Origin of the sequence: Pseudomonas sp. MEJ086 (assembly GCF_030209025.1) — a bacterium.
Classification (GTDB): Bacteria; Pseudomonadota; Gammaproteobacteria; order Pseudomonadales; family Pseudomonadaceae; genus Aquipseudomonas; species Aquipseudomonas fulva_A.
Window position 1 is genome coordinate 100,369 of record NZ_JARVSV010000006.1, and the last position, 24,471, is coordinate 124,839.

A 24,471-nucleotide genomic window follows, 5' to 3' on the forward strand; every position below is an offset into this window, starting at 1 on the left:
CAACCTGCGGCGCATTATCTACCGCGCCCGGCTGCCGCCAGCAAGTTTTCACTCAGACCGCCGCCTTGAAATGCCGCGCATAACGCGGGCACAGCTCGTCACGCTTGAGCAGGATGAACACGTCAGCGACCTGAAAATCCTTGTCCCAGCACGGCTCGCCACACACCTTCGCGCCCAGACGCATGTAAGCCTTGAGCAGTGGCGGCATCTCGGCGATGACGTTGCCGGAAAGCTCCAGGGCAGGCAGCGGCGTTTTCGGCTCCGCACGCAGGTTTTCGGTGCACAGGTGGCGCTCGCGCAGGCGCTGCATGATCGCTTGCGCCTGGATGCCGCCGTCCTGCATGGGGATGCTGGCGCAGCCCATCAGGTAGCGATAGCCGCCCTCGTTGAGCACTTCGGCCAGCTCGGCCCACAGCACGGCGATGGTGCCGCCGTTGCGGTACGCGCTGTCCACGCAGGTGCGTCCGATCTCCAGCACCGGCCCTTGCAGGTGGCGCAGGCCATGCAGGGCGAATTCTTCTTCGCTGTAGAAGCGGCCGAGGCCGGCTGCGGCCTGATGGTCGAGCAGGCGCGTGGTGGCCACCAGCTCGCCGCTGTTCAGGTCGCGCACGCCGATGTGCTGGCAGTGCAGGTCGTAGTCGTCCATGTCCAGGCCCAACTCGGCGCCTTTCAGTTTGGCGTCGAACTCGGCGCTGAACACACGAAAGCGCAGGGCCTGTGCTTCGCGCAGGGCGCGCGAGGTGGTCAGGCGTTCTGCCTGCAGGCGACGGGGAGTGGTGCTGCGCGCGGGTGCCATGGCGTTCTGGGTCATGCCTTACCTCCGTTGCGGTCGGGGCAGCGTTGCTGCGCACTCGAACCGGATTGGCCTGCTGACCTGAGCAAACTCAGGAAACAATTGCAGGCTAGGCAGGGCGGGTGTCACCACTGTGAAGCTTCGATGATGCTTGTGTGACAGGGGCGACCAACGATCAGGTTCAGTCTTTGCGCAACCTTGCTTACCATAGGCGCCCGATAGTTCTTGAGCGTGTGCGCGGATGTTCTTCGTCAGAAACCTGGCTGTGCCCTTCATCCTCATCATCGGCGGCGCGATCCTGATGATGGCTCTGGTGCTGTTGTCGCAGCAGGGGGCTGCGCTGGCATCCTGGGCGCCGACCGTGCGGGCGCTTTTTCCCTGGATGGTCCTGCTACCGGCGGGCGGGGCCTTGTGGGCTGTGCAGCGTCTGCTGCAGATCTGGCGCTGGCGCCGCGGCACCCTGAACGGCGACTGCCAGCGCTGCACGGGAGTGATGGTGGGAGGCCGCTGTCGGATGTGCGGCCAGCGGCAGTGATGCACGAGCCCCATGGCAGCCTTTGGGTGGCGCTTTGCAAGGCGCTCGCGGGCGGCTATCGTGGCGCATCCCTAGCCCTCGGCCGAAATGCCATGCGCCCGTCGTCCTACCTTTTGCCCGCTGAGAACGATTGATGTCCGGTCAGGTATTTCCCTGGCGGGAAGGTAATCGCTTCACCCTGCTCAACGATGGCCCTGCCTTTTTCCCGCGGATGATCGCGTGCATCGACGCGGCCCGGGAAACGGTCGAGCTCGAGCAGTATCTGGTGGTCAGCAGTGCCTGTACCGACGCGCTCTTGCGTGCCCTGTGCGAAGCCGCACGGCGGGGCGTGGTGGTGCGCTGTCTGTTCGACGCCTTCGGCTGCCAGGGGCTTGGCCAGCAGGACCGGCAATCGATGCTCGATGCCGGTATACAGCTGCGCTGGTACAACCCGATACGCTGGCGCCGCGGGGCGCGCAATCTGTACCGTGATCACCGCAAGCTGCTGGTGGTCGACGACCGGGTCGCCTTCGTCGGTGGAACCGGTTCTACCGATGAGTTCTGGACGCCCAGCGAACCGGTAAGCGCCTGGCACGAAGTGATGGTGGAGATCGACGGGCCGCTGGTGGCCGACTGGTTGCAGCTGTTCGACCGTCAGTGGCAGGCCAACAATGCGCGTTTCGCCTGGCGCCCTTACCTCACGCCGCACCGCAAGCCGCTACCCCACCTGCCGTCCGCCGGAGCGGGCTGGGGCAGGGTGGCCTACGCCGATGCCCGCCAGCACCGCGATATTCTGCAGTCGTTGATCCGCGCCCTGAATGGCGCGCAGCAGCGCGTGTGGCTGGCCACACCCTATTTTCTGCCCACCTGGAAAGTGCGCCGTGCTCTGCGCAAGGCCGCGGCGCGGGGCGTCGACGTTCGCTTGCTGCTCAGTGGCCGGCACACCGACAACCCACCCGTGCGCTTCGCCGGTCAGCGTTATTACCCGCGATTGCTCAAGGCCGGTGTGCGTATCTTCGAATTCCGCCCGCGGTTTCTGCATCTGAAGATGGTGCTGGTGGACGACTGGACAAGTGTCGGCTCCTGCAACTTCGACCACTGGAACCTGCGTTTCAATCTGGATGCCAACGTCGAGACCCTGGACGCGGATTTCACCGAGGCGGTGCAGCGGAGCTTCGAAGTCGACTTCCCGCAGAGCCGTGAGGTCGACCTGCAGATGTGGCAGGCGCGACCGTTCTGGAAGCGTCTGCGTCAGCGCCTGTGGGGCTGGCTGGATCGTCTGGTGGTCAACCTGCTCGACCGACGGCGCTGATGCGGCCCAGCACTCGCAGGTAGAGGTTCATGGTGGTGCCGGCGCCTGGCGCCGTTTCGACACGCACGTCACCGCCGGTGTCGTTGGCGAAATCACGCGCCTGGGCCAGCCCCAGCCCGGTTCCCTGGCCGGCCTGCTTGGTGGTGAAGAACGGGTCGAACACCTTGCTCGCCAGTTCCTCGGACATGCCCGGGCCAGTGTCCCTGACGCTGAGCACCAGGTAGGTGCCGTCGCCCAGCAGCGAGTCCCCCGAGACCTGTTGCTGGCGCGTGGCGATCTGCACCTGACCGCGGCCTTGCATGGCGTCGCGGGCGTTGCTGAGCAGGTTGAGCACCACGGCCTGCAGCTGCACCTCGTCGCACATCACCGCCACGTCTCTGGCCGCCAGGTCGAAGCTCAGTTCGATGGCATCGCCCAGGGTGCCAGCGAACAAGTCACGGGATCTTTCGATGCGTTCGCTGATATCGACGCAGGCCAGCTCCGGGCCGTCCTGGCGCACGTTGGCCAGCAACTGGCGGATCAGCATGCCACCTTGCTCCACCGCTTGCAGGCCGGTCTGGCAGAAACGCTCCACGTCCGCCGGTCGACGGGCACGCAGATGAGCCATCTGCAGGCTGGCACTCAGCACTTGCAGCAGGTTGTTCACATCATGGGCGATGCTCGCCGTGAGCATTCCCAGAGAGGACACGCGCCGCGCATGGCGCAGCGATTCTTCAGCCTCGCGGTGTTGAGCCTGAGCCTGCTGCAACTGCACGATCAACTCACCGGCTCGCTGTTCACGCTGCACTTCGAGCAGACGCAACTGCAGCAGCGCTGCGGTTTGCCGTGCCAGCGCCTGTAGTGCAACGCGCTGCGCCGCGCTGAGCGTACGTGGTCGTGTGTCGATCACGCAGACGGTTCCCAGTGGGTGGCCCGCATCGGTACGAATCGGCGCACCTGCGTAAAAACGGATGTAGGGCGGGCCGAGTACCAGAGCGCTGTGCTGGAAGCGCGGATCCTGGCTGGCATCCTCCACGACGAGCAGTTCCTCGGGCTCGAGAATCGCATGGGCACAGAACGCCAGATCGCGATGGGTCTCACTGACCTCCAGGCCGATGCACGCCTTGAACCACTGCCGCTCGCGGTCGACCAGTGACACCAGAGCGATCGGTGTTTCGCACAGGGTGGTCGCCAGTTGCACCACGTCATCGAAGCCCTGCTCCGGAGCGGAGTCGAGAACCTCGAGGTGTTCCAGAGAAAGAACACGCTCTTCCTCATCGAGCGGGAAGGGGGCAGGGCGATGGGGCATCGGAGGTACCGCAGGCAGGGAATGGCCGCATCATGCGCTGTGCCGCCGATGAACGGCAAGCAACTTGTGAGGTGATCAATCGTGTGCAGTTTGCGCCGCTAACAGGCGGCTCTTCGGTGATTGCGCAACCAACGAAGTGGTCGACTTCAGGGTCTTTGGTTAGTCGGCTGACGCCTTATCCGTATGCAGTTCCCACAGCACATCGAGAACGTGCTGTGTCGCGCGTTCCAGATCCTTGCCGCGGTGTGCAATGCCGAGTTGCCGCCACAGTTCAGGGGTTATCGGGCACATCAGGATTCTTGGGTCGGGTTGCGGTGTGGACGCTTCGTGGGGAAGCAGCGTGGCACCGTATCCTGCTGCGACGAGGCTCTTGATCGCGTCGTTGTAGTTCAGCTCGATACGCGGTGTCGGCAGCTTTTCGGCGGGTGCGAACCACTCGGTAATCAATCTTGAAAGCTGGGTGCTTTTGTCATTCAGAATTAGCGGTTGATTTGCCAGCCACTGTGGAGTCACCGAGTCGGGGCAATTCCAGCGAGCAGGCAGGAAAGCCATTACGGGATCGCGGCGCCACGGTGTGATCTGCACATTCTTGATGGCTGGCTGCGGTAGTGCGACCAGACCAATTTCCAATTGGCCTTCGGTGAGGTGCCTCAGTGTTTCCTGTGACGTGAGTACGGAGACCTGAATATCGATTGCCGGGTGACGCTCGCTCAGTATCTCCAATGCCTGTGGTAGCAATTGGGCAAGCGCGCCAGTGGAAGCGCCTAGCCGCACGCGTCCAGTCAGTCCTTGTACCTGCCGTCTCACCTCGTCCAGCGCTTGCTCGGCATCTGCAAGTAAACGGCGTGCGCGTTCAATCAGTGTGTAGCCAATCGCAGAGGGCTGAATGTTGCCGCGAGTACGGGTGAGCAGTTTGCCGCCAACGCGTGACTCTAGTTCGGATATGTGCAGGCTTACAGTTGGCGGAGCCAAGCTCAGCAAAGTGGCAGCCTGGGCAAAGGAGCCCAGATCAGCGACAGCGACCAGTGTTCGTAGGCGATCCAGGCTAACTTCACGCATGGCTGTCTCTGTTCATAAAATATGAATTATAGGATTTATAAATTCAACTTTTACAATCTTTCTGGTTCTTGGAGGATGAAATTCTTTCTCCCCGAGTGAAGAAGCATGAAGTCTCCAACCGTGTTTATCGACGGCGATCAGGGCACCACCGGCTTGCAGATCCACCAGCGCCTGCGCAGTCGATCTGATCTCAAGCTGGTGACGCTGGCCCCCGAAGATCGCAAGGATCCCAAGCGTCGTGCCGATGCCATCGATGCGTGCGACTTCGCGATTCTATGTCTGCCCGATCAGGCGTCTCGTGATGCCGTGGCAGCTATTGAAAGTCCGCACGTCAGGGTCATCGATGCCAGCTCTGCACATCGTACTCATCCGGATTGGGTCTACGGTTTCGCCGAGATGAACTGCGCGCAGGCTTGCAGGATTGCGACGGCAAATCGAGTAAGCAATCCCGGCTGCTACCCCACCGGCGCTATAGGTTTGCTGCACCCATTGTTGGCAGCGGGGTTGCTGCAACGAGATTATCCCGCGGTCATTCATGCCGTATCAGGGTATTCCGGGAAAGGCCGAGCGGGTGTGGATCAGTACGAAGGAGAGCACTCGTTGCAGGCCCCTGCGCTGCAGGTTTACGGGCTTGGCCTCGCCCATAAGCATGTACCGGAAATTCAACGATATAGCGGGCTGATTGAACGGCCGGTCTTCGTTCCCGCCTATGGTGCCTACAGGCAGGGCATCGTACTGACCATTGCTCTGCATCGCCGCTTTCTATCAGAAGGCGCCAGTGCACAGCAGATCCATGACTGCCTGGCCACACACTACCGCGCTGCCAGGTACGTGCAGGTAATGCCCAGGCATGAGGCGAATGAGCTGTCTCATCTGGATCCGCAAGCACTCAATGGAAGCGACGGTATGCGGCTGGCGGTATTGGGTAACGACGAGTCCGGACAGGTTCTACTGACCGCCGTGTTCGACAATCTCGGCAAGGGTGCGGCTGGTGCTGCGGTACAGAATCTGGACCTGATGATGAACGGGCTCAAGGCGCGTTGATCGCAGTCGCAGGTATTTGTATTCGCCCAGCTACCGATGCAGCCGGGCGACCGCGCTATCGCCGCTTAGCGGTAGCGTTCCAGCCAGTGGGCGTAGGGGGCTGGCAGTGTCCAGGAGGCGTTGTCGACACCCAGTTCCTTGGCGGCGAAGTACGGCCAGTGCGGGTCGGCCAGGTGGGCGCGGCCGATGGACACCAGGTCGAGGTGGCCGGCCTTGACCGCTTCTTCGGCCAATTGCGGCGTACCGAAGCCCCAGGCGGAGGTCACCGGCAGGTCGGCCTCGCGGCGTACGCGTTCGGCGATGGGCCCCATGAAGGCCGGGCCCCATGGAATGTTGGTGTCGGGGATGGTGAAGCCGACGCTGACGCTCAGCAGGTCCAGACCGCCCGCCTTGAAGCGGCGGGCCAGTTCGATGGATTCTTCGAGGGTCTGCTCGTCACGGCCGTCGTATTCGAGCACCCCGAAACGAGCGGTCAGCGGCAGGTGCTCGGGCCAGACTTCGCGCACGGCAGCGAGGGTTTCCAGCAGGAAGCGGCTACGGTTGTCGAAGCTGCCGCCGTAGGCGTCGGTGCGCTGGTTGGAGTGCTCGGAGAAGAAGCTCTGGCCCAGGTAGCCGTGGGCGAAGTGCAGTTCGATCCATTCGAAACCGGCGTCACGGGCGCGGCGGGCCGCGTCGACGAAGTTCTGACGTACCCGGGCGATGTCTTCCAGGGTCATGGCGCGCGGCACTTTCGGCAGGTTGGCGCCAAAGGCGATGGCGGATGGCGCGATGGTTTCCCAGCCGCGTGAATCGTTATCGGCGATGTGGTCGTCGCCTTCCCATGGGCGATTGGCGCTGGCTTTGCGGCCAGCGTGGGCGATCTGGATGCCTGGCACCGAGCCAGCGGCCTTGATTGCTTGCACCACCGGGACGAATGCCTGGGCGTGCTCGTCGCTCCAGATGCCGGCGCAGCCGGGGGTGATGCGGCCTTCCGGGGCAACGGCGGTAGCCTCGACGACCACCAGGCCGGCGCCGCCACGGGCCATGCCAGCGAGGTGAACGTGGTGCCAGTCGTTGATGATGCCGCCGTCGGCCATGTACTGGCACATCGGCGGGATGGCGATGCGGTTGCGAAGGGTGACGTCTTTCAGCTTGAAGGGTTCGAACAGCGCAGACATGGGCTAACTCCAGATTGATTCGTTCGTTACTGTTGTTCGATCATAATCGAACTATGGCAATTGTCGATAGCCCCGTTATCATGTGCACCATGCGCCCCTTCAAACATCCCGATCCCCGTGACCTGACACTCGAGCGTCTGTTGTACGCCCTGAGTGACCCCGTTCGCCTGGAGATCGTTCGCTGCCTGGCCGGTGTGGCGGAGGCCACTTGTGGTGAGCTCGATGGCGGCCGCCCGAAGTCCAGCATGTCTCACCATTTCAGGGTGCTGCGTGATGCCGGTCTGGTGCATACGCGCAACATCGGTACCACGCACATGAACTCCTTGCGCAGCGCCGAGCTGGATACGCGCTTTCCCGGGCTGCTGACCGCCATCCTTTCGCAGCACTGATACACCACTCACACCCACTGCTTTTTGTCCTGCTGCATGTGCCGGTGGGCTCGGTCGCGCGCGTTTATTGGTTGAACCACGATTTTGCCGCCTCGGTCTGACTCTGCAGATGGCCTCGAAAGGCCACGGACAATCCGTAACCTGATGAGAGAACCCCATGCAGATATTCGAAGCATTGCGAGAAAGCCACGATCGCCAGCGGGCCATGGCCGAGGCGCTGGTCGCCACCCAGGGCGATTCGCCAGAGCGCGCCCAGTATTACCGTGAGCTGAAAGAGGAGCTTCTCGCCCATGCGCGAGCGGAAGAGCGGTTCTTCTACTCGCCGCTGATGAAGCACGACTCCGGTGTCGATCTTTCGCGCCACGGTGTCGCCGAGCACCACGAGATGGACGAACTGCTGGAGACCCTGGAAGAAACCGATCCTTCCAGCCCTTCGTGGATCGCCACCGCTCGCAAGCTGAAGGAGAAGATCTTCCATCACCTGGAGGACGAGGAACACACCTTCTTCCAGCAGGCCGGCAAGATGCTCACCCAGCAGCAGAAAACCGCGCTGGCGAGCGACTACGTCAAGGACTACGAGGACGCTCTGGGCTGAGAGCGGTTTGCCGCGCGAGCTGCCGATCGCGCGGCCATGCGTCTTGAGCCTTGAAGAGGCGTCGACGGTTAGCCGACCATCAACTCGCGTATGCGCGAGGCCAACGCATCGAGGGTGAACGGCTTGGTCAGCACCGTCATTCCCGGGCGTAACTGGCCATCGGTGAGCAGTGAGTTTTCCGCGTAACCGGTAATCAGCAGTACGGGCATCTGCGGTCGGCGAGTCAGTGCGGCATCGGCCATTTGCCGGCCGTTCATGCCGCCTGGCAAGCCGACATCGCTGATCAGCAGGTCCACCTGCGTTTCCGATTGCAGAATGCTCAAGCCCTCGGCGCTGTCGCCGGCTTCGATCACCTGCAGGCCAAGTTCTTCGAGCACTTCGCTGACCAGCATGCGGATCGCCGGTTCGTCATCGACAACCAGCGCCGTCTTGCCACTGCCCCCGGGCGTCAGCTCGAGCCCGGCGATGGAGGAGGGCGTCGTCTCGACTTCCGCCTTGCCGTCATGACGTGGCAGGTAGAGGGTCACTACCGTGCCTTCGCCCACCGTCGAGGTGATGCGCATCTGGCCGCCGGACTGCTTGGCGAAACCGTAGGCCATGGACAGGCCGAGACCGGTGCCTTCGCCCATCGGTTTGGTGGTGAAGAAGGGTTCGACTGCACGGGCGACCACCTGTTGCGACATGCCCACACCATTGTCCTGCACGGCCAGGCTCAGGTAGTGGCCCTCGGGCAGGTTGAGCGTCGCACCCCGCCTGGCGTCTATCCACAGGTTCTGCGTGGTGGTCCTGATCACGCCGCCATTGGGCATGGCGTCACGGGCGTTGATGCACAGGTTGAGCAGGGTATTCTCCAGCTGCGAGGCATCCACCAGTGCGGTCCACAGGTCGGGCAGCAACTCGCTTTCCAGGCTGATTGCCGGGCCCACGGTGCGCTGGATCATCTCCAGCATGCCGGCGATCAGCAGGTTGGCGTCCGTCGGCTTGGGCAGCAGCGTCTGCCGGCGCGAGAAGGCCAGCAGGCGATGGGTCAGGGCGGCGGCACGGCGGGTGGCGGTTTCCGCCGAGCCCATGTATTTGGTCAGTTCATGGAAGCGGCCCTGTTCGATGCGCAGATGCATCAGTTCCAGCGAGCCGGAAATACCCGCGAGCAGGTTGTTGAAGTCGTGGGCGATACCCCCGGTCAATTGTCCGATCGCTTCCATTTTCTGGGACTGGCGCAGCGACTCTTCAGCCATGTGCTGGGCGGTGACGTCGCGGCCGACGAAATGGATGATGCTGCCTTGTGCGTCCGGCGCGGCCGTCCACAGGAACGAGCGTGCTTCACCGGTCTTGCAGCGCAGGCGACTGGTGAAGCCGCTGGCCTTCTCACCGTTGCCGAGGCGTTGCATCAGGGCGCTGACATCGGCCCGGTCTTCTTCGACCACCACGTCCATGAAGGGCGCGCGAAGCAGCTGTTCCGATTCCCAGCCAAGCAATTGTGACCATGCAGGATTGATCGTCTTGAAATAACCATCGAGCCCGGCAGAACCCATCAGGTCATTGGTGCTTTCCCAGAGGCGGTCGCGTTCGGCGGTGCGCTTTTTCAGCTCGGCCCGGTTGAGCTTCTCGCGGGTCACGTCCCGGGCGGAGCAGTAGGTCTTGCCGCCACTGGGCACGGCCACCCAGGACAGCCAGCGCCATTCACCATCCTTGCTGCAGAAGCGATTCTCCAGGCCCAGGGCCGGCTCGCCAGCCTCCTTGATCTGCCGCCAGACGCGTTGCGTATCGGCCTGGTCCTCGGGGTGTACGAATGCCAGGAAGTGGGTATTGGACAGTTCCTCTTCGGTCCAGCCCAGGGTCGCCTGCCAGGCGGGGTTGGAGGCTTCGAAAAAGCCATCGTCGTTGAGTACGCCAAGCAGGTCCGGCGTTATCTGCCAGGTGCGACCACGCTCGAAGGTCTGCGCGATGACTTTCTGCTCCAGTTCATCGTTGAGCGCCATGACCCGGGCGATGGCACGGTCGCGCTCGCCCTCGATGGCGCGTCGCTCTTCCACGTCGATCAACACGCCAGGAAAACTCAGCCCACTGCCATCGGCCGCCAGCTCGACGCGCCCATTGGCCTCCAGCCAGTAATAACGGCCATCGGCCCGCCGCACCCGATACTGGTGGGCGTAGGGGCCGCCGCGGGAGATTGCCTCGTTGATGGCATCGAGCAGGCTCTGAATATCGTCGGGATGAACCGTTTCGACCACCTGTTGCAGGCTGAGGCCGTCACGGCCAAGCGCCGGGTCCAGACCGAAGTTGCGGGCGAACGCCTCGTCCACGGTGAAGCGGTTGGTGGGCAGATCCCAGAACCAGGTGCCGATAATGGCCCCTGCCGCGAGGGCCAGTTGCACGCGCTCGGCGTTGGCGATGGCGGGCTGCTGGATCGTCACCACCTGAGTGGTTTCGATGGCTACGTTGAGGAAGCCTGCGACTGCCCCTGAGGCGTCTTCCAGAGGGCTGTAGGAAAACGTCCAGTAAGTGTCTTCGGGGTAGCCGTTGCGGGTCATCACCAGGTGCATGTTCTGGTCATGAATCGGAGTGCCAGCCAGTACTTTTTCCACCAGTGGGCCAATGGCGTCCCACACGTCGCTCCAGACGAGGTGTATCGCCATGCCAAGCGCCTTGGGATGGCGATCACCGAGGAAGGGTATGTAAGCGTCGTTGTAGATCAGGGTGCGTTCCGGGCCCCAGGTCGCGCACATGGCGAAGCTGCTGGTGCTCATGATGCCGTAGGTGGTGCGTAGCGCGGCTGGCCAATTCTCGAGTGCGCCAAGCGGCGTCGATGACCAATCGAAATCTTTGCTGGATTGCACGAGGGCACCTTGCGCTTGCGGACGGGCGACAGCCAGGAGTTTGCCATTAGAGGCATTGGCGTTCACAGGTTCATTGTTTCAGCGCAGCACCGCTGCCGACTTCGTGGCTGCTGGGTCGGTCGCCAATAAGCTCGCCACAAACCGCTCGAACTTGTACATGGAACATTGCCTGTAGAACTTCTTGATGGCCATTTGCTCGAATTATACAGAGCGGCCGCTTCGCTGGCTGCGACAGTCATACAGGTAAAGCCGATGTCTACCAGCGGTAAACAGAACTTCCGGGTCGATAACTCCTCATCCGGCGATATCTCTGCTTCCGGCAAGAACATCTTTTTCGCTGCGGTGGAAACCACCCGCATGCCGATGATCGTTACCGACCCGAATAGAGACGATAACCCGATCATCTTCGCCAATAACGCGTTCCTCGAGATGACGGGCTACAGCGTCGAGGAAATCGTCGACAGGAACTGCCGATTTCTGCAAGGGCCGGAAACCGATCGTTCCGTCGTCACGCAGGTGCGTGAAGCCATCGCGCAGCGCAAGGAGATAGCCGTTGAACTGATCAACTACCGCAAGGACGGTTCGACGTTCTGGAACGCGCTGTTCATCTCGCCAGTGTACAACGATGCCGGTGAACTGATCTATTTCTTCGCCTCGCAGCTCGATATCAGCCGTCGTCGCGATGCCGAGGAGGGGCTGCGTCAGGCGCAGAAGATGGAGGCGCTGGGCCAGCTCACTGGCGGTATCGCCCACGACTTCAACAACCTGCTGCAGGTGATGATCGGTTATCTCGAGGTGCTCGATCGCACCGCGAGCAAACCCGAATACGATCAGGATCGCATCCGCCGCTGCGTGCACAATGCGCGCAACGCCGCCGATCGCGCTGCCACGCTGACTCAGCAGTTGCTGGCGTTCTCGCGCAAGCAGAAGCTCGAAGGCCGGGTGCTCAATCTCAATGGGCTGGTCAATGGCTTCCAGGAACTCGGCGAAAGAACCCTGGGCAGGGTGAACCTGCGCCTGACGCTGGAAAATTCGCTATGGAATTGCCGGATCGATCCGACCCAGGCCGAGGTCGCCTTTCTCAATATCCTCATCAATGCGCGCGACGCTCTCGAAGGGCGCGACCATCCAATGGTTCATATCGAAACCAAGAACGTGGTGGTCGAGGACCTGGGCAGCATGTCCTATGACGGGCTGATGCCGGGTCGCTACGTGAGCATCGCCATCACCGACAATGGTATGGGCATGCCCGAGAGCGTAAGCAAGCGGGTGATGGATCCGTTCTTCACCACCAAGGAGGAAGGCAAAGGCTCCGGCCTTGGTCTGTCGATGGTCTACGGGTTCGTCAAGCAGTCTGGCGGCACCGTGAGAATCTATTCGGAGGAGGGTGTCGGCACCACCTTGCGCCTGTATTTCCCAGCCGATGACAGTCAGGTCATCCACAGCCCGTCGAAAGAGCGATCCGGCGAGCGCAATGGCACCGAGCGCGTGCTGGTCGTCGAGGATCGCCCCGATGTCGCGGATCTGGCCAAGATGGTGCTCGAGGACTACGGCTACGTGGCAGAGATCGCCCTGAACGCTCGGGAAGCCTTGCAAATGCTCGAAGCGGCCGATTACGACCTGTTGTTCACCGATCTGATCATGCCCGGTGGCATGAATGGGGTCATGCTCGCCCGCGAGGCAAGGCGTCGCAAGCCCGGCCAACGGGTGCTGCTCACCACCGGTTACTCGGAAAACTCCCTGGAGCGCACCGACGCCGGTGGCAGCGAATTCGACGTGATCTCCAAACCCTATGTGCCGAACGACCTCGCTCGCAAGGTGCGCCAGGTCATCGAGGGGCCCACGGGCGTGGGGTGATCAGCGCTCGGGTTCCGAGCGGCCCGGCAGGCGCTGCAAGCGAACCCCTGACGAGTGGTATCGATACAATGCGAACCGATTTATGCCTATGCGCCTCACAAGCTTATGGACATATATATAAATAGATTTACCGAGGAAACGGGCTGCCAGCTGGACCTCGAGAGAGGCCCTACGGGCATATGCTTCACGGCTATGTCCAACGAAGGCCAGTGCTTGGGTGTCAGGTGCCTGAGCACCGCGCAGTTGGCCAATGGGCCATTGGTGCAGGCGGTGATGCTCGATTTCATCGCCCAGACCAAAAGGGTGCAGGAGCTTCGCAGCCTTGGCCGAGCGACCAGGCCATGGCCCGAACGGCATTCCGGCCCCGCACCCGGCCTGGGAAGTCGCCGCTAGCATGAGCTGTTCGATGATCGGCTTGCAGTCCATGCGTTTCAGCGTGGCTTGGTTTGCGTAAATCCCATGGAGTAAGGCAGTTCTGCTGCTACCTCGCCTGACGAGCGGCGCTTACAGTGCACGCTCTTTCGTTCGTGCAGGCTCTCGCTCCATGAATCTCTGGTTTCGCCTTTTCCTGATGCTTCTGCGCCGCCCCTGGCGCCGCCCGGTCTCCGCGTTCGAAACGACGGTGGTGCGCATGCGCGTCTGGCCGTTGGACCTGGACCTGAACCGGCATGTCACCAACGGTCGCTACTTCACCCTCGCCGATGTCGGACGCATGGATTACGTGCTGCGCAGCGGCGCGTTTCGAGTTGCCCTGAAGCATCGTGCCCTGCCCATCGTCGGTGACGTATGGGGCAAGTTTCGCCGCGAACTGAAGTTGTTCCAATCGTTCGACATTCATACCCGGATGTTGGGTTGGGATGAGAAATGGAGCTTTATCGAGCACCGCTTCGTGAAGGATGGCCGGGTGCTGGGCATGGTCATCATGCGCGGGTTGTTCCGCGGGCCGAATGGTAACGTGTCGCCAGGAGCGTTCGCGCTGGAGCTGAATTTGCCCGAACAATCGCCGCCACTGCCCGACTGGTTGAGCAACTGGTCGGAGAGCTGTGACAGGTTGAGCAGCCAGTTGCGTGACGAAGAGCAGGGCGAGGCAAGCTAGCGTCATCGCGGCATGGCCACGTATGCAGTCGCTACGTGGCCATGGCCGTCCTCTAGAAGTCCAGCGTCAAGCCTGCATAGACCGCCCGACCATCGCCGGCAGCGTGTAGCGATTGCTGCACACCGGCGCTGTCGTCGTACCAGGCGTATTCGTAGTAGCGGTCGGTGATGTTCTTGGCTTGCACGTCGACGCTCAGGGTGGGCGTGAGCTGATAAACCGCCCCCAGGTTGAGCAGCACGTAATCGCCGAATTTGCCGGTGCTGTTGGTGCGCTCCAGGTAATAGTCGCTCTGGCCGTTGAGCCAGGCGGACAGCTCGAGCTCAGGGGTCAGCTGGTAGGTCGAGCCTGCGGCGTACAGGTGATGGGGCACGTGATCCATCTCCTTGCCCTTGCTGGCCGGCAGGTTGGGGTTGGGCTCGAGGATCTCCGAGAACTGCTGCGAGTAGGACAGCCAGAGGCTGCTGGCGTCGCTGGGGTACAGGTTGAGCTGCAGGTCCCAACCCTTGCGCAGGGTCTTGCCGACGTTCTCGGCATCGCCGACCGCGTCGTTGAGCTTGCGCTGCACTTCATCCGAGGCCTTCTGTTCCCAGTAGGCGATACGGCCATCGATCCAGGCGGCTGGCTTGAACTTGATCCCGGTTTCCCAGCCATCGTTGATCGAGGGTTTCAGGTCGTCGCTGAGGGTCGCCAGGCGATAAGCCGCCGAGCCGACACCGACCTGATAGCTGCGGCCCCAGTTGGCGTAGAGACTGGCTTGCTCCCAGGGCGAGTAGACGACGCTGATCTTCGGCTGTTTGATCAGACCATAGTCATTGACGTCGGCATGCTCACCGCTCAAACCATTGACGTAGCCGCCATACAGCTTGTCGACCCGGTACGCCGGGATGATCTTCAGCGTGTCGGTGGGCTCGATCACCGCCTGCACATAGGTGCCGTAAACATTCAGGTCGAACTGCTGATCGCGGGTCTGCGCCACGCGGTTGCGCTGCTGCGTGCGGTAACGCAGGCTTTCGTTCTCCTGGCGCTGTACCTCGGCACCACCCTCCAGGGCGAAGGCATGCAGGTGCTCCACCTCGGGGCGCCAGGTCAGGCTGCTCAGCGCGCCGTACTGGGTTTCGTCGGCGTAGCGTTCTTGCTGCGACGAGGTGCGCCAGTACTGCGTCCAGCGGCGGTCTTCGAAGGTGTTCACGTAGGCCTTGCTGGCCCAGCTCAGTGTCTGCGAGAGGTTGGCATCCAGGTGCAGGCTGAGCTGGTTCATTTCCCGCTCACCGGTGTCGGTGGCGTTGTTGGCATAGGACTGCCGAGGCCGCTCGCGGGAGTCTGCACGGCTCAGGTAGCCCGCTTCGTCGGCATCGGCCGTGTAGTGCCGGGCGATCAGACCGGCACGCCAGGCGTCATCGTCTGCGGTATAGAACCACTTGCCGGCGAAGCTCATGCGCTCGGCCTTGGCATGATCCCGGTAGCCCTCACTGCCTTGGTAGCTGAACGAATAGTTCTGGCTCCAGTTGCCGTCCTCGACGCCCTTCACCAGTTGCAGCTCACGGGTGTCGAAGCTGCCGTAGCGCAGCCGCAACTTGCCGTCGTTGCCGCCCTGGCGGGTATTGATGCTGGCGTTGCCGGCGATGTTGTGCAGCCCGTAGCGCGGGTCGTTGGTGCCGCGCACCACTTCGATACTGTCGATCTCCAGCGGGAAGACCATATCGATGAAGGGCATGTTGCCGTCGTTGGTATTGCTGGGAATACCATCGATCAGCAGCTTGACGGCATTCACCTCACCCTCGCCGTTGAAGCCGCGAAACGACAGCTTGCCGGAGGTGGTGCCCTGGTTGAATTGAGTCAGCATCACGCCGGGCGCTCGGCTGAACAGTTCCCAGCTGTATTGCACCGGCTGCTTTTCGAGGATGTCGGCGCCGAGCACATCGACCGAGCTGAGAATGTTGTGGCTGGCCAGCGGGCCGGCTTGCCCGGCAACGACGCTGACCGCGCCCAGGGTGACGACCGAATCGCCGGGGCTGCGGGTGTCGGCAACGGCCTGGCTCAGCGGCGTGAGGGCGAACAGGCAGGCGAGCATGACGGTTGGCGCCGAATGGCGCGCGAGTGGTGGCGGCAGAGGGGTATCTGTTGTGTTCATCAAAGGTTTTCCACGCGGAACAAGTGACGCTGTTTCCCGGCCGCGCGCGGGCGCAGGCCGATGGAATCAGGCTGATTGGGTCACACGGCGAGGAGGCGAAAAGGGGAGGCGCGGGGATTCAGGGAGGGCCATAGATAGCGCGGTGGCGGTTGTGCCAGGCTGCGCGCGACGATTGGCGACGGCAGTGCCGAGAGCAGATGGCCAATGTTCCAGCTGGCGGTATTGACGGCGACGGCCAGGGAAGAGGAGGAGCACAGCGGGCAGTTGAACGGCGCACTCATTTGCTGAGACTGGCTGGAACCGCCGTCGTCGTAGCTCTGGCCGTGGTCACTGCCAGAGGCGCAATAGCCACCGTTCAGACCGCTGAGGGCGAGGCCGCTCATCTGTCCATGATGAATCCCGCAGACGAACAGACTGAACAGGACGCTGGCGTAGAGCATCCATGCAATCAGTGAGCGTTCATCGCGGGCGAGTTTCATGGGGCCGAACTTTACCACTGCGGTAAGGTTTGGCACGTGCAGCCGGCGTGGTGAATTGCCGCATCCGCGGCACGAGAGGAAAACGCCAAGGGCGCGGAGCGTCGGCTGCGGGTCCTTGGCGTTTCAAGTGCGCAAACTGCGCGGCGACGATCAGGCCAGGGTGGCGAGGTCGGCGGCATTGAAGCCCGGCAGCGGCTCACCGTTGCGGACCTTGTTGGCCCACTGTGCGTCGGAGATCAGCACACGGCCGACGGCGATCAGGTCGAACTCTTCACGCTCGAGGCGCAGGTGCAGGTTGTCCAGCACCGCGGCATCGGAGCCCTTGCCGCCAAAGGCGCCGAAGAAGTCGCCATCGAGCCCTACCGAGCCGACGCTGATGGTCGCTGCCCCGGTGAGTTTCTTCGCCCAGCCCGCGAAGTTGAGGCCTTGTTCGCCGTCGATATCCGCGAACTCCGGCTCCCAGAAACGGCGCTGCGAGCAATGCAGAATATCCACGCCGGCCTCGACCAGCGGCGCCAGCCAGGCGGTCATTTCCTCTGGCGTGGTCGCCAGGCGAGCGGCGTAGTCCTGCTGTTTCCACTGGCTGACCCGCAGGATCAGCGGGAAGTCCGGCCCAACGGCCGCGCGAACGGCGCGTACCGCCTCGGCAGCGAAGCGCGAACGCTCGGCGATGGTCGCACCGCCGAAGGCATCGGTACGGGTGTTGGTCCCCGGCCAGAAGAACTGGTCGATCAGGTAGCCATGGGCGCCATGCAGCTCGACCGTGTCGAAGCCCAGACGTTTGGCATCCGCCGCAGCGCTGGCGAATGCGGCCACGGTATCGGCGATGTCTTCCAGGGTCATGCTCACGCCGCGCGGATCATCGGGGGCCACCAGCCCGGAGGGGCTTTCGACCGGTGCATCAGGCACCCACTCGCCACGCGAGCGGGTCGAGCCGGTGTGCCAGATCTGTGGGCCGATACGACCGCCGGCCGCATGTACGGCCTTGGCCACTTCAGCCCAGCCAGCCAGCGCTGCATCGCCATGGAAGAATGGAATGCCCGGCATGTTGCGCGAGGCCGGGCGGTCGATCACCGTGCCCTCGGTCAGAATCAGGCCCACGCCACCGGCAGCGCGCCGGCTGTAGTACTCGGAATGCGCCTGGCCAGGAATGCCTTCGGGCGCCATGCCACGGGTCATGGGCGCCATGACGATACGGTTGGGAAGATCCAGGCTTTTCAGCTTGAAGGGGCTGAACAGAACGTCGGACATGACTCACTCCATCTGGGATAAGTGGCCGCTGAAAGCTCAGCGGTACCTGCAAGTACGGTTAACTGGAAAATTGGCGACGCCAAGCGGGTTATCTCGTTATTACCGTTGACGATCACGCAGCCATTATTCGGGCCAGCACGGCCTGGTGAAGCCAGCGCGGCGTCGCCCACATGAACACTACATTCAGTTTGTTGGCAATACCGGGAACCACGCTGATACGCCCGCCATTCATGGCGCGAATACCTGCGCGCACCACGGGCGGCGTCTTCATCATCACGGCCTCCAGGGCTGGCGTGATGCGTTGCTTTGCCGTGCTGGCGAAGCCCGTGTCGGTCATGCCCGGGCACAGCGTGGTGACGGTCACGCCATCCGCCTTGAACTCCCTGTGCAAGGCTTCGCCGAAACGAAGCACGTAGGCCTTGGCCGCCGAGTAGACCGCGAAACTCTCGACACCCTGATAGGCCAGGATGCTGGCGACCTGCAGGATCTTGCCCCGCTTGCGCCGGCGCATGTCCTGGCCGAACAGGTGGGTCATGGCCGTGAGGCTGGCGATATCCAGCCCGATCATCGACAGGGCGGAGTCCAGCGGGCCGTCCAGGAACGGGCCCTGGAGCCCGTGCCCGGCGTTGTTGATCAGCACGTCGACCTCGATGCCGCGCTGATTCAAACGGCGATGCAGATCACGGACCGCCTCGATATCCGCGAGGTCGACCTGTTCCACCACGACCTCGATACCGTGCTGCTGGCGCAGCGACTCGGCCAGCGTTTGGAGGCGATCCAGGCGCCGCGCCACCAGTATCAGGCGGTGCCCGAGCTGTGCGTACTGCCTGGCGAATTCTTCACCGAAACCGCTCGACGCGCCGGTGATCAGTACCCATGGCTGCATGTCGTTGACCTCACTGAGCCTCGGGAGACAGATAACGTTCGGCCGCACGGGCCTGTCGAATACCGGAGAGCAGGGTCAGGCGTGCTGCTTCCAGACCACCCCAGGCCGCTGCGTCGTGCAGCGGCGGAATGGTTACCAGCTCGCGGCGGTCGAAGCCGACCAACGCCGCGTCCACCAGCTCGTCCACCTCCATCACCTCGGGCAGGGCGTTGACGTCCATGCCTGCGCGCTCCCAGATTTCGGTACGGGTCGCCGCCGGCAGCACGGCCTGCACGTAAACGCCTTTGGGACCCAGTTCCAGGTTCAGCCCTTGCGACAGGAAAAGCACGAAGGCCTTGCTCGCGCCGTAAACCGACATGCCGAACTCCGGCGCCAGGCCAACCACCGAACCGATGTTGACGATGCTACCGGCACCTGCTGCGGCGAACCGGGGCGCGACGGCGCTGGCAAGGCGTGCCAGGGCAGTGGTGTTGAGGGTAATCAGGCGGTCGATGCTGTCGGCCGTCTGCTCGATGAAGCTGCCGGATTGAGCCACACCCGCGTTGTTGATGAGCACGCCGATCCGTGCGTCATCGCGCAGGCGCGCCTCCACCTCCAGCAGATCGGCTGGCTGAGTCAGGTCAGCCTGGAGAACATCGACGGCGACGCCATGTTCTGCACGCAAGCGGGTCGCGAGGGCATCCAGGCGCGTCTGGTCACGCGCCACCAGAACCAGATCATGGCCGCGGCGTGCGAAGCGTTGTGCATAGGTGGCGCCGATGCCGGAGGAAGCGCCGGTGATGAGGACGGTAGTAAGGCTGGTCATGGAGGCTCTCGCTGATTGGGGGGAGACGCGCGTCGTCGGGGCGTCGTGCAATTAAGATGTCGATCGTAATCTTAATTGTCAATATTTTTTGATTATGATCGACATCAATGTATGCTTGACGCATCGATAGGCGATTCACCAGGAGGCATGTGGATATGCGAGTCACCAAGGCCCAGGCCCAGGCGAACCGAGCGTTGATCGTCGAAACCGCTTCAACGCTGTTTCGTGATCGTGGTTATGACGGAGTGGGCGTGGCCGACCTGATGGCCGCCGCCGGCTTCACCCATGGCGGGTTCTACAAGCACTTCGGCTCCAAGGCCGACCTGATGGCGGAAGCGGCTGCGTGCGGGATTTCGAAAACCCTGGAGCGCAGCAGCGATGTGGACGCGGCCACCTTTTTCAAATTCTACGTTTCCCGACAACACCGAGATGCCCGTGGGCCTGGCTGCACCATGGCCGCCCTCGGCGGCGATGCGGCGCGTCAGCCTGACCAGATCAAGGCGATATTCGCTGACGGCATCGAGGGTTTGCTGGCAACGCTCCAGCAGCAGGACGGCTCTCGAAGCCAGGAGGCGCGAGCGCAAATGATCGGCCAGCTCGCACAGGCGGTCGGGGCAATCGTGTTGTCGCGCGCCTGCCCGGACGACTCTGCGCTGGCGGACGAGATCATCGACGCCTGTCGCGTGCAGATTCTCGCGGCCTTCCCCGAGAAGGCGGATTGACGTCGCCGGCCATTCGCGGTGTCCGGCCACCAAGAACACCTGTTGGTGCCGCACTCGCGGCCCGAAAAAGAGGGAGCCTGAAGATGACCATCCACTACCTGGACGACCTGCAACCGGGTCAACGCTTCGTTGGCACTACCCGGGTTCGCCTCGACGCGGAGGCCATCAAGACCTTCGCCGCCGAGTTCGACCCCCAGCCATTCCATCTCGACGAAGCCGCTGCCAGCACCTCGATCTTCGGCGCACTGGCCGCCAGCGGCTGGCACACCGCAGCGTTGACCATGCGCCTGCTGGTGGACTGCGAGCCGAAACTTGCGGGCGGCATCGTCGGTGCCGGATTCGATGAGCTGCGCTGGCCGTTGCCGGTCAGGCCCGGTGACGAGCTGCGCGTGGAGCTCGAGGTGCTGGAGGTGCGGCCATCCAGGTCGAAGCCTACTCAAGGGCTGGTGAAAATGCGCACCACCACGCTGAATCAGGATGGCCAGGTCGTGCAGGTTTCCGTGGGCAATCTGGTGGTGCCTCGCCGCCCTGAGCAATAGCGCTAATCGACCTCTAACAGTGGCTGCCTGACGGCGGTGGAGAACAGCATGAAGTACACAACGTTCGGCAAAACGGGCTTGCAGGTTTCCCAGGTGGCGCTGGGTACGGGCAACTTTGGAACCGGCTGGGGCTATGGTGCCGACCCTGATACCAGCCAGGCCATTTTCAACGCCTACGCCGAAGCCGGTGGCAACTTCATCGACACAGCCGACGTGTATCAGTTCGGCCAGTCCGAAGCGCTGCTGGGTACGCTGTTGGAGGGGCGCCGCGAGGATTTCGTCCTCGCGACCAAGTTCGCCAACGGCGCGGCAGCCGATGCCAACCGCCTGGTCACCGGTAACAGCCGCAAGGCGATGGTCGCGTCGGTCGAGGCGAGCCTGAAGCGCCTCAAGACCGACCGTATCGATCTCTACTGGGTGCACCATCCTGACGCTGTGACGCCCATGGAAGAGGTGATTCGTGGCCTCGACGATCTGGCTCGTGCCGGCAAGATTCTCTATGCGGGCCTGTCGAACTTTCCGGCCTGGCGTCTCGCCCATGCGGCTACCCTGGCGGAGCTGACGCGTGCGCTTCCCATCGCGGCGGCGCAGTTCGAGCACAGCCTGGTGCATCGCGACCCCGAGGCCGATCTGTTCCCGGCATCCCATGCCCTGGGGCTGGGTATCGTCACCTGGTCGCCGCTGGGTGGTGGCATGCTCACCGGCAAATACCGACACGGCGAGAAGGGCCGGGCCGAAGGCTTCGGTGGGCGGGTATTCCAGGCCGAGAACTCGGCGCAGCGCACGCAGATTCTCGACGTGCTGATCTCGGTTGCCGATGAGCTGGGCATCAACCCGGGCCAGGTTGCGATTGCCTGGGCCGGCACTCACGGCGCGGCGCCGATCATCGGCCCACGTTCCCTCGCGCAGCTCACCGATAACCTTGGTTCTCTGGCGCTCGAGCTGTCGACCGAGCAGATCGCCCGCCTCGATGCGGTGAGCGATCCGGGCCAGGCCACAGCTGCGCGAGTCCCGGTTGCCTGGGCTTCGGGCAACCTTCCGAGAGTCGTAGCCTAAACGGGCGTTGGCGGTTGGTCGATGAAGTTCGGACGCTGCAGCGGAGCGGGCGCTTACGAACGCGCCGGCCCGGCCTCGACCTGCTCGCGCAGCAGTTGCAGGTAGCGGCGTGCCCCCAGGCCCAGAGGTCGGCTCTTGTACCAGATGACATCGACCCACAGGCGTATCTGGCTGGCCATGTTGTCGAACTTGACCGCAGCCAGCACGCCGGAGGCGATCATCGGCTGAACCAGCGGCTGTGGCAGGTAGGCCCAGCCCATGCCAGCCTGCACCAGATCGAGGGTGGCCATGTAGCTGTCCGTCAGCCACACGCGATGGGACAGTACGATCTGCGGGTCCGAGGCATTGGGGTCGCCACTGGCCACCACGATCTGCCGCGTGTTCGCCATGTGCGCCTCGTCCAGCGGTTCGCCTTCACTGGTGAACGGGTAACCCGGCGCCGCGACTGCGGTAAGCAACTGGCTACCGGCCTCGGCAAAGGCTTCGCGTTCGTCGATGCCGGGGCGTTCGAACATCAACGCCACCTGAACGCTGCCCTCGTGGAGCATGCGCACCGCATCGGTCTGCGCGGCTGAGCGTATCTCTATTTCCAGCGTCGGAAACTCCCGGGCCAGAGTCGTCAGCGGGCGACTCCAGGCGCCGGTTTGCAGTTCCGGGGCCATCGCCAGGACCAACCTTCTTTCCAGGCCCTTGTGCAATTGCAACGCATGGGCATCGAGCAGGTTCAGTTGGCTGGCCACCTGCCTGGCCTGGGGCTCGAGGGCCCGAGCGGCAGGGGTGGGCAGCGCCTTGCGGGTCGAACGGTCGAAGAGGACCAGGTCGAGTTCCGCCTCCAGTTGCGACACCGCCATGTTCACTGCCGAGGGCACCCGGCCCAGGGCACGGGCTGCGGCGGAAAACGAGCCTTGATCGATAACGGCGAGAAATACCCGCAACGATTCGCTGGTGAACACCATGGTTGTCAGTTTCTCTGATAACAGTTGTCTTTTTGTATCAGATTTATGCGCTTAGCATCCAGCCCATCAAACCCGTGGGATGAGGTCGGTATGTTCAGGGCAATGGCAGGTCAGGTGGCGTTGGTCAGCGGGGCCGGTAGCGAGCGTGGCATCGGTATGGCCATCGCGCGCAGGCTTGGTGCGGCTGGCGTGAAGCTGATCGTCACCGCCAGCAGCGCGCGCATCGCCGAGCGCGTGGCCGAGCTGCGCGCCGCCGGTTTCGAGGCCGAGGGCCGTGCGGTCGACCTCACCGACGAGGCGCAGGTGCAGGATTTCGCGGCCTGGGCCGAGTCGCGCTGGGGGCGCATCGATATCCTGGTCAACAACGCCGGCATGGCCATGCAAGGCAGCCCCGAGCCCTTCGTCGAGGTGTCGAAGATGAGCCTCGCCGTATGGAACCTGTCGATCTCGCGCAACCTGACCACCGCCTTTCTGCTCACCCGAGCCGTGTTGCCAGGCATGCAGCAGCGCGGCTATGGCCGTGTGGTGCATGTCAGCTCGGTGACCGGCACGCGGGTCGGCAATCAGGGCGAAGCCGGCTACAGCGCGGCCAAGGCGGGCATGGTCGGGCTCAACCTGTCGCTGGCGCTGGAAGTGGCCGGGCAGGGCATCACCGTCAACTCGGTGGCGCCTGGCTGGATCGCCACCGGCGGCGCCCAGCCGGAAGAGGCGCGTGCCGCTGCCTACGTACCAGTGGGCCGCGCTGGCCACCCCGAAGAAGTCGCCGCCGCGGTGGCCTTCCTGGCGTCCCCCGAGGCGAGCTACATCACCGGTGAGACGCTGGTGATCGATGGCGGCAACAGCCTGATCGAGAACAAGGCGCCCTGAGCGCCAACCCCTCTTTTTATCCCTTCGAGCGGCCTGCGGGCCGAGGAGCGAACCCGATGCAGCCCGTCGTTCTGATCACCGGTGCCCTGGGAGGTATCGGCCAGGCCATGTGCGAGCGTTTCAATGCAGGCGGCTGGACCGTGTTCGGCACCGACCTGGACGCTACCGCGCTTGCTGCCCGGCAGGCCGAAGGCAAGCTGGCCGGCGCCCACGCTGCCGATATTCGCCAGCCGAGCGCCTGCAAGGCGGTGGTCGCGGCGCTGCTCGCCAGCACCGGCCGGCTGGACGCCTTGGTCAACTGCGCCGGGGTGTGGCGGGAAGGGCCGGTCGAGTCGTTCAGCGAAGACGATTTCGACATCGTGCTGGACGTCAACCTCAAGGCCACGTTCTTCATGTGCTCGGCCAGCATCCCGGCGCTGCGCGAGAGCCAGGGCGCCATCGTCAACATCTCCAGCGACGCCGGGCGACAGGGCAATCGCAACGCCGCTGCGTACTGCGCGAGCAAGGGCGCGGTGACCCTCATGACCAAGGCGCTGGCGCTGGACCTGGCGCCGTCCGGCGTGCGCTGCAACAGCGTGTCACCGGGCGATGTGCAGACCCCGATGCTGGCGTTCCAGGCCCAGCGTTACGGCAACGGCGACCAACCAGCGTACTACCGGGACCTGCTGGCCAAGTACCCGCAAGGCGAGGCGGCACGCTTCATCCAGCCCGGCGAAGTGGCCGACCTGGCGTATTTCCTTTGCCAGAGCGGCGCACGGTCCATCACCGGCGCCGACATGGCAATCGACTGTGGTGTGTCGGCCGGCAACTGAGCGTTGCGGCGACCTGATGGGTACAA

The 24,471-nt window shown here is 63.3% G+C and carries 23 protein-coding genes; 12 read left to right on the plus strand and 11 right to left on the minus strand.

Going from position 1 to position 24,471, the window contains the following annotated elements; translation table 11 throughout:
- Positions 1-52: 52 nt before the first annotated feature.
- Positions 53-811: an L-ornithine N(alpha)-acyltransferase gene (gene olsB, locus QRN22_RS03840; protein WP_042551792.1), complete on the minus strand. Its 759-nt coding sequence runs from the start codon at positions 809-811 to the stop codon at positions 53-55.
- A gap of 223 nt (positions 812-1,034) precedes the next feature.
- Here olsB and QRN22_RS03845 point away from each other — a divergent pair, with 223 nt between their 5' ends.
- Together QRN22_RS03845 and QRN22_RS03850 are read left to right on the plus strand one after the other, a co-directional pair.
- Positions 1,035-1,328 carry a hypothetical protein gene (locus QRN22_RS03845; protein WP_042551791.1) on the plus strand — a complete coding sequence of 98 codons (294 nt, stop codon included), beginning with the start codon at positions 1,035-1,037 and terminating at the stop codon, positions 1,326-1,328.
- A gap of 133 nt (positions 1,329-1,461) precedes the next feature.
- Positions 1,462-2,619 carry a phospholipase D-like domain-containing protein gene (locus QRN22_RS03850; protein WP_042551790.1) on the plus strand — a complete coding sequence of 386 codons (1,158 nt, stop codon included), beginning with the start codon at positions 1,462-1,464 and terminating at the stop codon, positions 2,617-2,619.
- Here QRN22_RS03850 and QRN22_RS03855 read toward each other — a convergent pair.
- The gene (locus tag QRN22_RS03855) at positions 2,594-3,907 is read right to left on the minus strand and encodes a sensor histidine kinase (protein ID WP_042551789.1); all 1,314 of its coding nucleotides are present in this window, start codon (positions 3,905-3,907) and stop codon (positions 2,594-2,596) included. The two genes, QRN22_RS03850 and QRN22_RS03855, sit on opposite strands and share 26 nt — an antisense overlap.
- A gap of 159 nt (positions 3,908-4,066) precedes the next feature.
- Positions 4,067-4,966: a LysR family transcriptional regulator gene (locus QRN22_RS03860; RefSeq protein WP_042551788.1), complete on the minus strand. Its 900-nt coding sequence runs from the start codon at positions 4,964-4,966 to the stop codon at positions 4,067-4,069.
- 105 nt (positions 4,967-5,071) lie between these two features.
- Here QRN22_RS03860 and argC point away from each other — a divergent pair, with 105 nt between their 5' ends.
- Positions 5,072-6,010 (plus strand): N-acetyl-gamma-glutamyl-phosphate reductase, encoded by a 939-nt coding sequence (gene argC, locus QRN22_RS03865; protein ID WP_042551787.1) that lies wholly within the window; start codon positions 5,072-5,074, stop codon positions 6,008-6,010.
- Positions 6,011-6,075: 65 nt separating this feature from the next.
- On the opposite strand, the gene QRN22_RS03870 is transcribed toward argC, so the two are convergent.
- Positions 6,076-7,167 carry an NADH:flavin oxidoreductase/NADH oxidase gene (locus QRN22_RS03870; protein WP_042551786.1) on the minus strand — a complete coding sequence of 364 codons (1,092 nt, stop codon included), beginning with the start codon at positions 7,165-7,167 and terminating at the stop codon, positions 6,076-6,078.
- 53 nt (positions 7,168-7,220) lie between these two features.
- Here QRN22_RS03870 and QRN22_RS03875 point away from each other — a divergent pair, with 53 nt between their 5' ends.
- On the plus strand, positions 7,221-7,556 hold the full coding sequence (locus QRN22_RS03875; RefSeq protein ID WP_082045663.1) for an ArsR/SmtB family transcription factor: 336 nt from the start codon (positions 7,221-7,223) through the stop codon (positions 7,554-7,556).
- Positions 7,557-7,713: 157 nt separating this feature from the next.
- Positions 7,714-8,151 (plus strand): hemerythrin domain-containing protein, encoded by a 438-nt coding sequence (locus QRN22_RS03880; protein ID WP_042551785.1) that lies wholly within the window; start codon positions 7,714-7,716, stop codon positions 8,149-8,151.
- Positions 8,152-8,219: 68 nt separating this feature from the next.
- Here the strand turns inward: QRN22_RS03880 and QRN22_RS03885 are convergent, their stop codons facing one another.
- Positions 8,220-10,988, minus strand: coding sequence for a PAS domain-containing protein (locus QRN22_RS03885; protein ID WP_082045674.1), 2,769 nt, complete (start codon positions 10,986-10,988; stop codon positions 8,220-8,222).
- 252 nt (positions 10,989-11,240) lie between these two features.
- On the opposite strand from QRN22_RS03885, the gene QRN22_RS03890 reads away from it, so the two are divergent.
- Entirely contained in the window at positions 11,241-12,845 is a 1,605-nt protein-coding gene (locus QRN22_RS03890) for a histidine kinase famiy protein (RefSeq protein ID WP_042551784.1), read from the plus strand.
- 544 nt (positions 12,846-13,389) lie between these two features.
- The gene (locus QRN22_RS03895) at positions 13,390-13,941 is read left to right on the plus strand and encodes a thioesterase family protein (protein WP_042551782.1); all 552 of its coding nucleotides are present in this window, start codon (positions 13,390-13,392) and stop codon (positions 13,939-13,941) included.
- Between the two features lie 52 nt (positions 13,942-13,993).
- Here the strand turns inward: QRN22_RS03895 and QRN22_RS03900 are convergent, their stop codons facing one another.
- The 5 genes from QRN22_RS03900 to QRN22_RS03920 all read right to left on the minus strand — a co-directional run bounded on the left by QRN22_RS03900 (position 13,994) and on the right by QRN22_RS03920 (position 19,493).
- On the minus strand, positions 13,994-16,012 hold the full coding sequence (locus QRN22_RS03900; RefSeq protein WP_042551781.1) for a TonB-dependent receptor: 2,019 nt from the start codon (positions 16,010-16,012) through the stop codon (positions 13,994-13,996).
- A 140-nt stretch (positions 16,013-16,152) separates the two neighbouring features.
- Positions 16,153-16,551 carry a DUF2946 domain-containing protein gene (locus tag QRN22_RS03905; RefSeq protein ID WP_042551780.1) on the minus strand — a complete coding sequence of 133 codons (399 nt, stop codon included), beginning with the start codon at positions 16,549-16,551 and terminating at the stop codon, positions 16,153-16,155.
- 150 nt (positions 16,552-16,701) lie between these two features.
- Positions 16,702-17,802, minus strand: a complete 1,101-nt coding sequence (locus tag QRN22_RS03910) for an NADH:flavin oxidoreductase (RefSeq protein WP_042551779.1) — start codon at positions 17,800-17,802, stop codon at positions 16,702-16,704.
- Between the two features lie 112 nt (positions 17,803-17,914).
- Complete coding sequence (locus QRN22_RS03915; protein ID WP_042551778.1) at positions 17,915-18,688, minus strand: SDR family NAD(P)-dependent oxidoreductase; 774 nt, start codon at positions 18,686-18,688, stop codon at positions 17,915-17,917.
- Positions 18,689-18,698: 10 nt separating this feature from the next.
- The gene (locus QRN22_RS03920; protein WP_042551777.1) at positions 18,699-19,493 is read right to left on the minus strand and encodes an SDR family NAD(P)-dependent oxidoreductase; all 795 of its coding nucleotides are present in this window, start codon (positions 19,491-19,493) and stop codon (positions 18,699-18,701) included.
- 155 nt (positions 19,494-19,648) lie between these two features.
- On the opposite strand from QRN22_RS03920, the gene QRN22_RS03925 reads away from it, so the two are divergent.
- The 3 genes from QRN22_RS03925 to QRN22_RS03935 all read left to right on the plus strand — a co-directional run bounded on the left by QRN22_RS03925 (position 19,649) and on the right by QRN22_RS03935 (position 21,810).
- On the plus strand, positions 19,649-20,215 hold the full coding sequence (locus QRN22_RS03925) for a TetR/AcrR family transcriptional regulator (RefSeq protein WP_042551776.1): 567 nt from the start codon (positions 19,649-19,651) through the stop codon (positions 20,213-20,215).
- An 83-nt stretch (positions 20,216-20,298) separates the two neighbouring features.
- Positions 20,299-20,754: a MaoC family dehydratase gene (locus QRN22_RS03930; RefSeq protein ID WP_042551775.1), complete on the plus strand. Its 456-nt coding sequence runs from the start codon at positions 20,299-20,301 to the stop codon at positions 20,752-20,754.
- Positions 20,755-20,802: 48 nt separating this feature from the next.
- Entirely contained in the window at positions 20,803-21,810 is a 1,008-nt protein-coding gene (locus QRN22_RS03935; RefSeq protein ID WP_042551774.1) for an aldo/keto reductase, read from the plus strand.
- A 53-nt stretch (positions 21,811-21,863) separates the two neighbouring features.
- Here QRN22_RS03935 and QRN22_RS03940 read toward each other — a convergent pair whose 3' ends face one another.
- A complete protein-coding gene (locus QRN22_RS03940) occupies positions 21,864-22,766 on the minus strand; it encodes a LysR family transcriptional regulator (protein ID WP_042551773.1) in 903 nt (300 codons plus the stop codon).
- Between the two features lie 90 nt (positions 22,767-22,856).
- Here QRN22_RS03940 and QRN22_RS03945 point away from each other — a divergent pair, with 90 nt between their 5' ends.
- Positions 22,857-23,633, plus strand: coding sequence for an SDR family NAD(P)-dependent oxidoreductase (locus QRN22_RS03945; RefSeq protein ID WP_042551772.1), 777 nt, complete (start codon positions 22,857-22,859; stop codon positions 23,631-23,633).
- 56 nt (positions 23,634-23,689) lie between these two features.
- Positions 23,690-24,445 (plus strand): SDR family NAD(P)-dependent oxidoreductase, encoded by a 756-nt coding sequence (locus QRN22_RS03950; RefSeq protein ID WP_042551771.1) that lies wholly within the window; start codon positions 23,690-23,692, stop codon positions 24,443-24,445.
- Positions 24,446-24,471 lie beyond the last annotated feature (26 nt).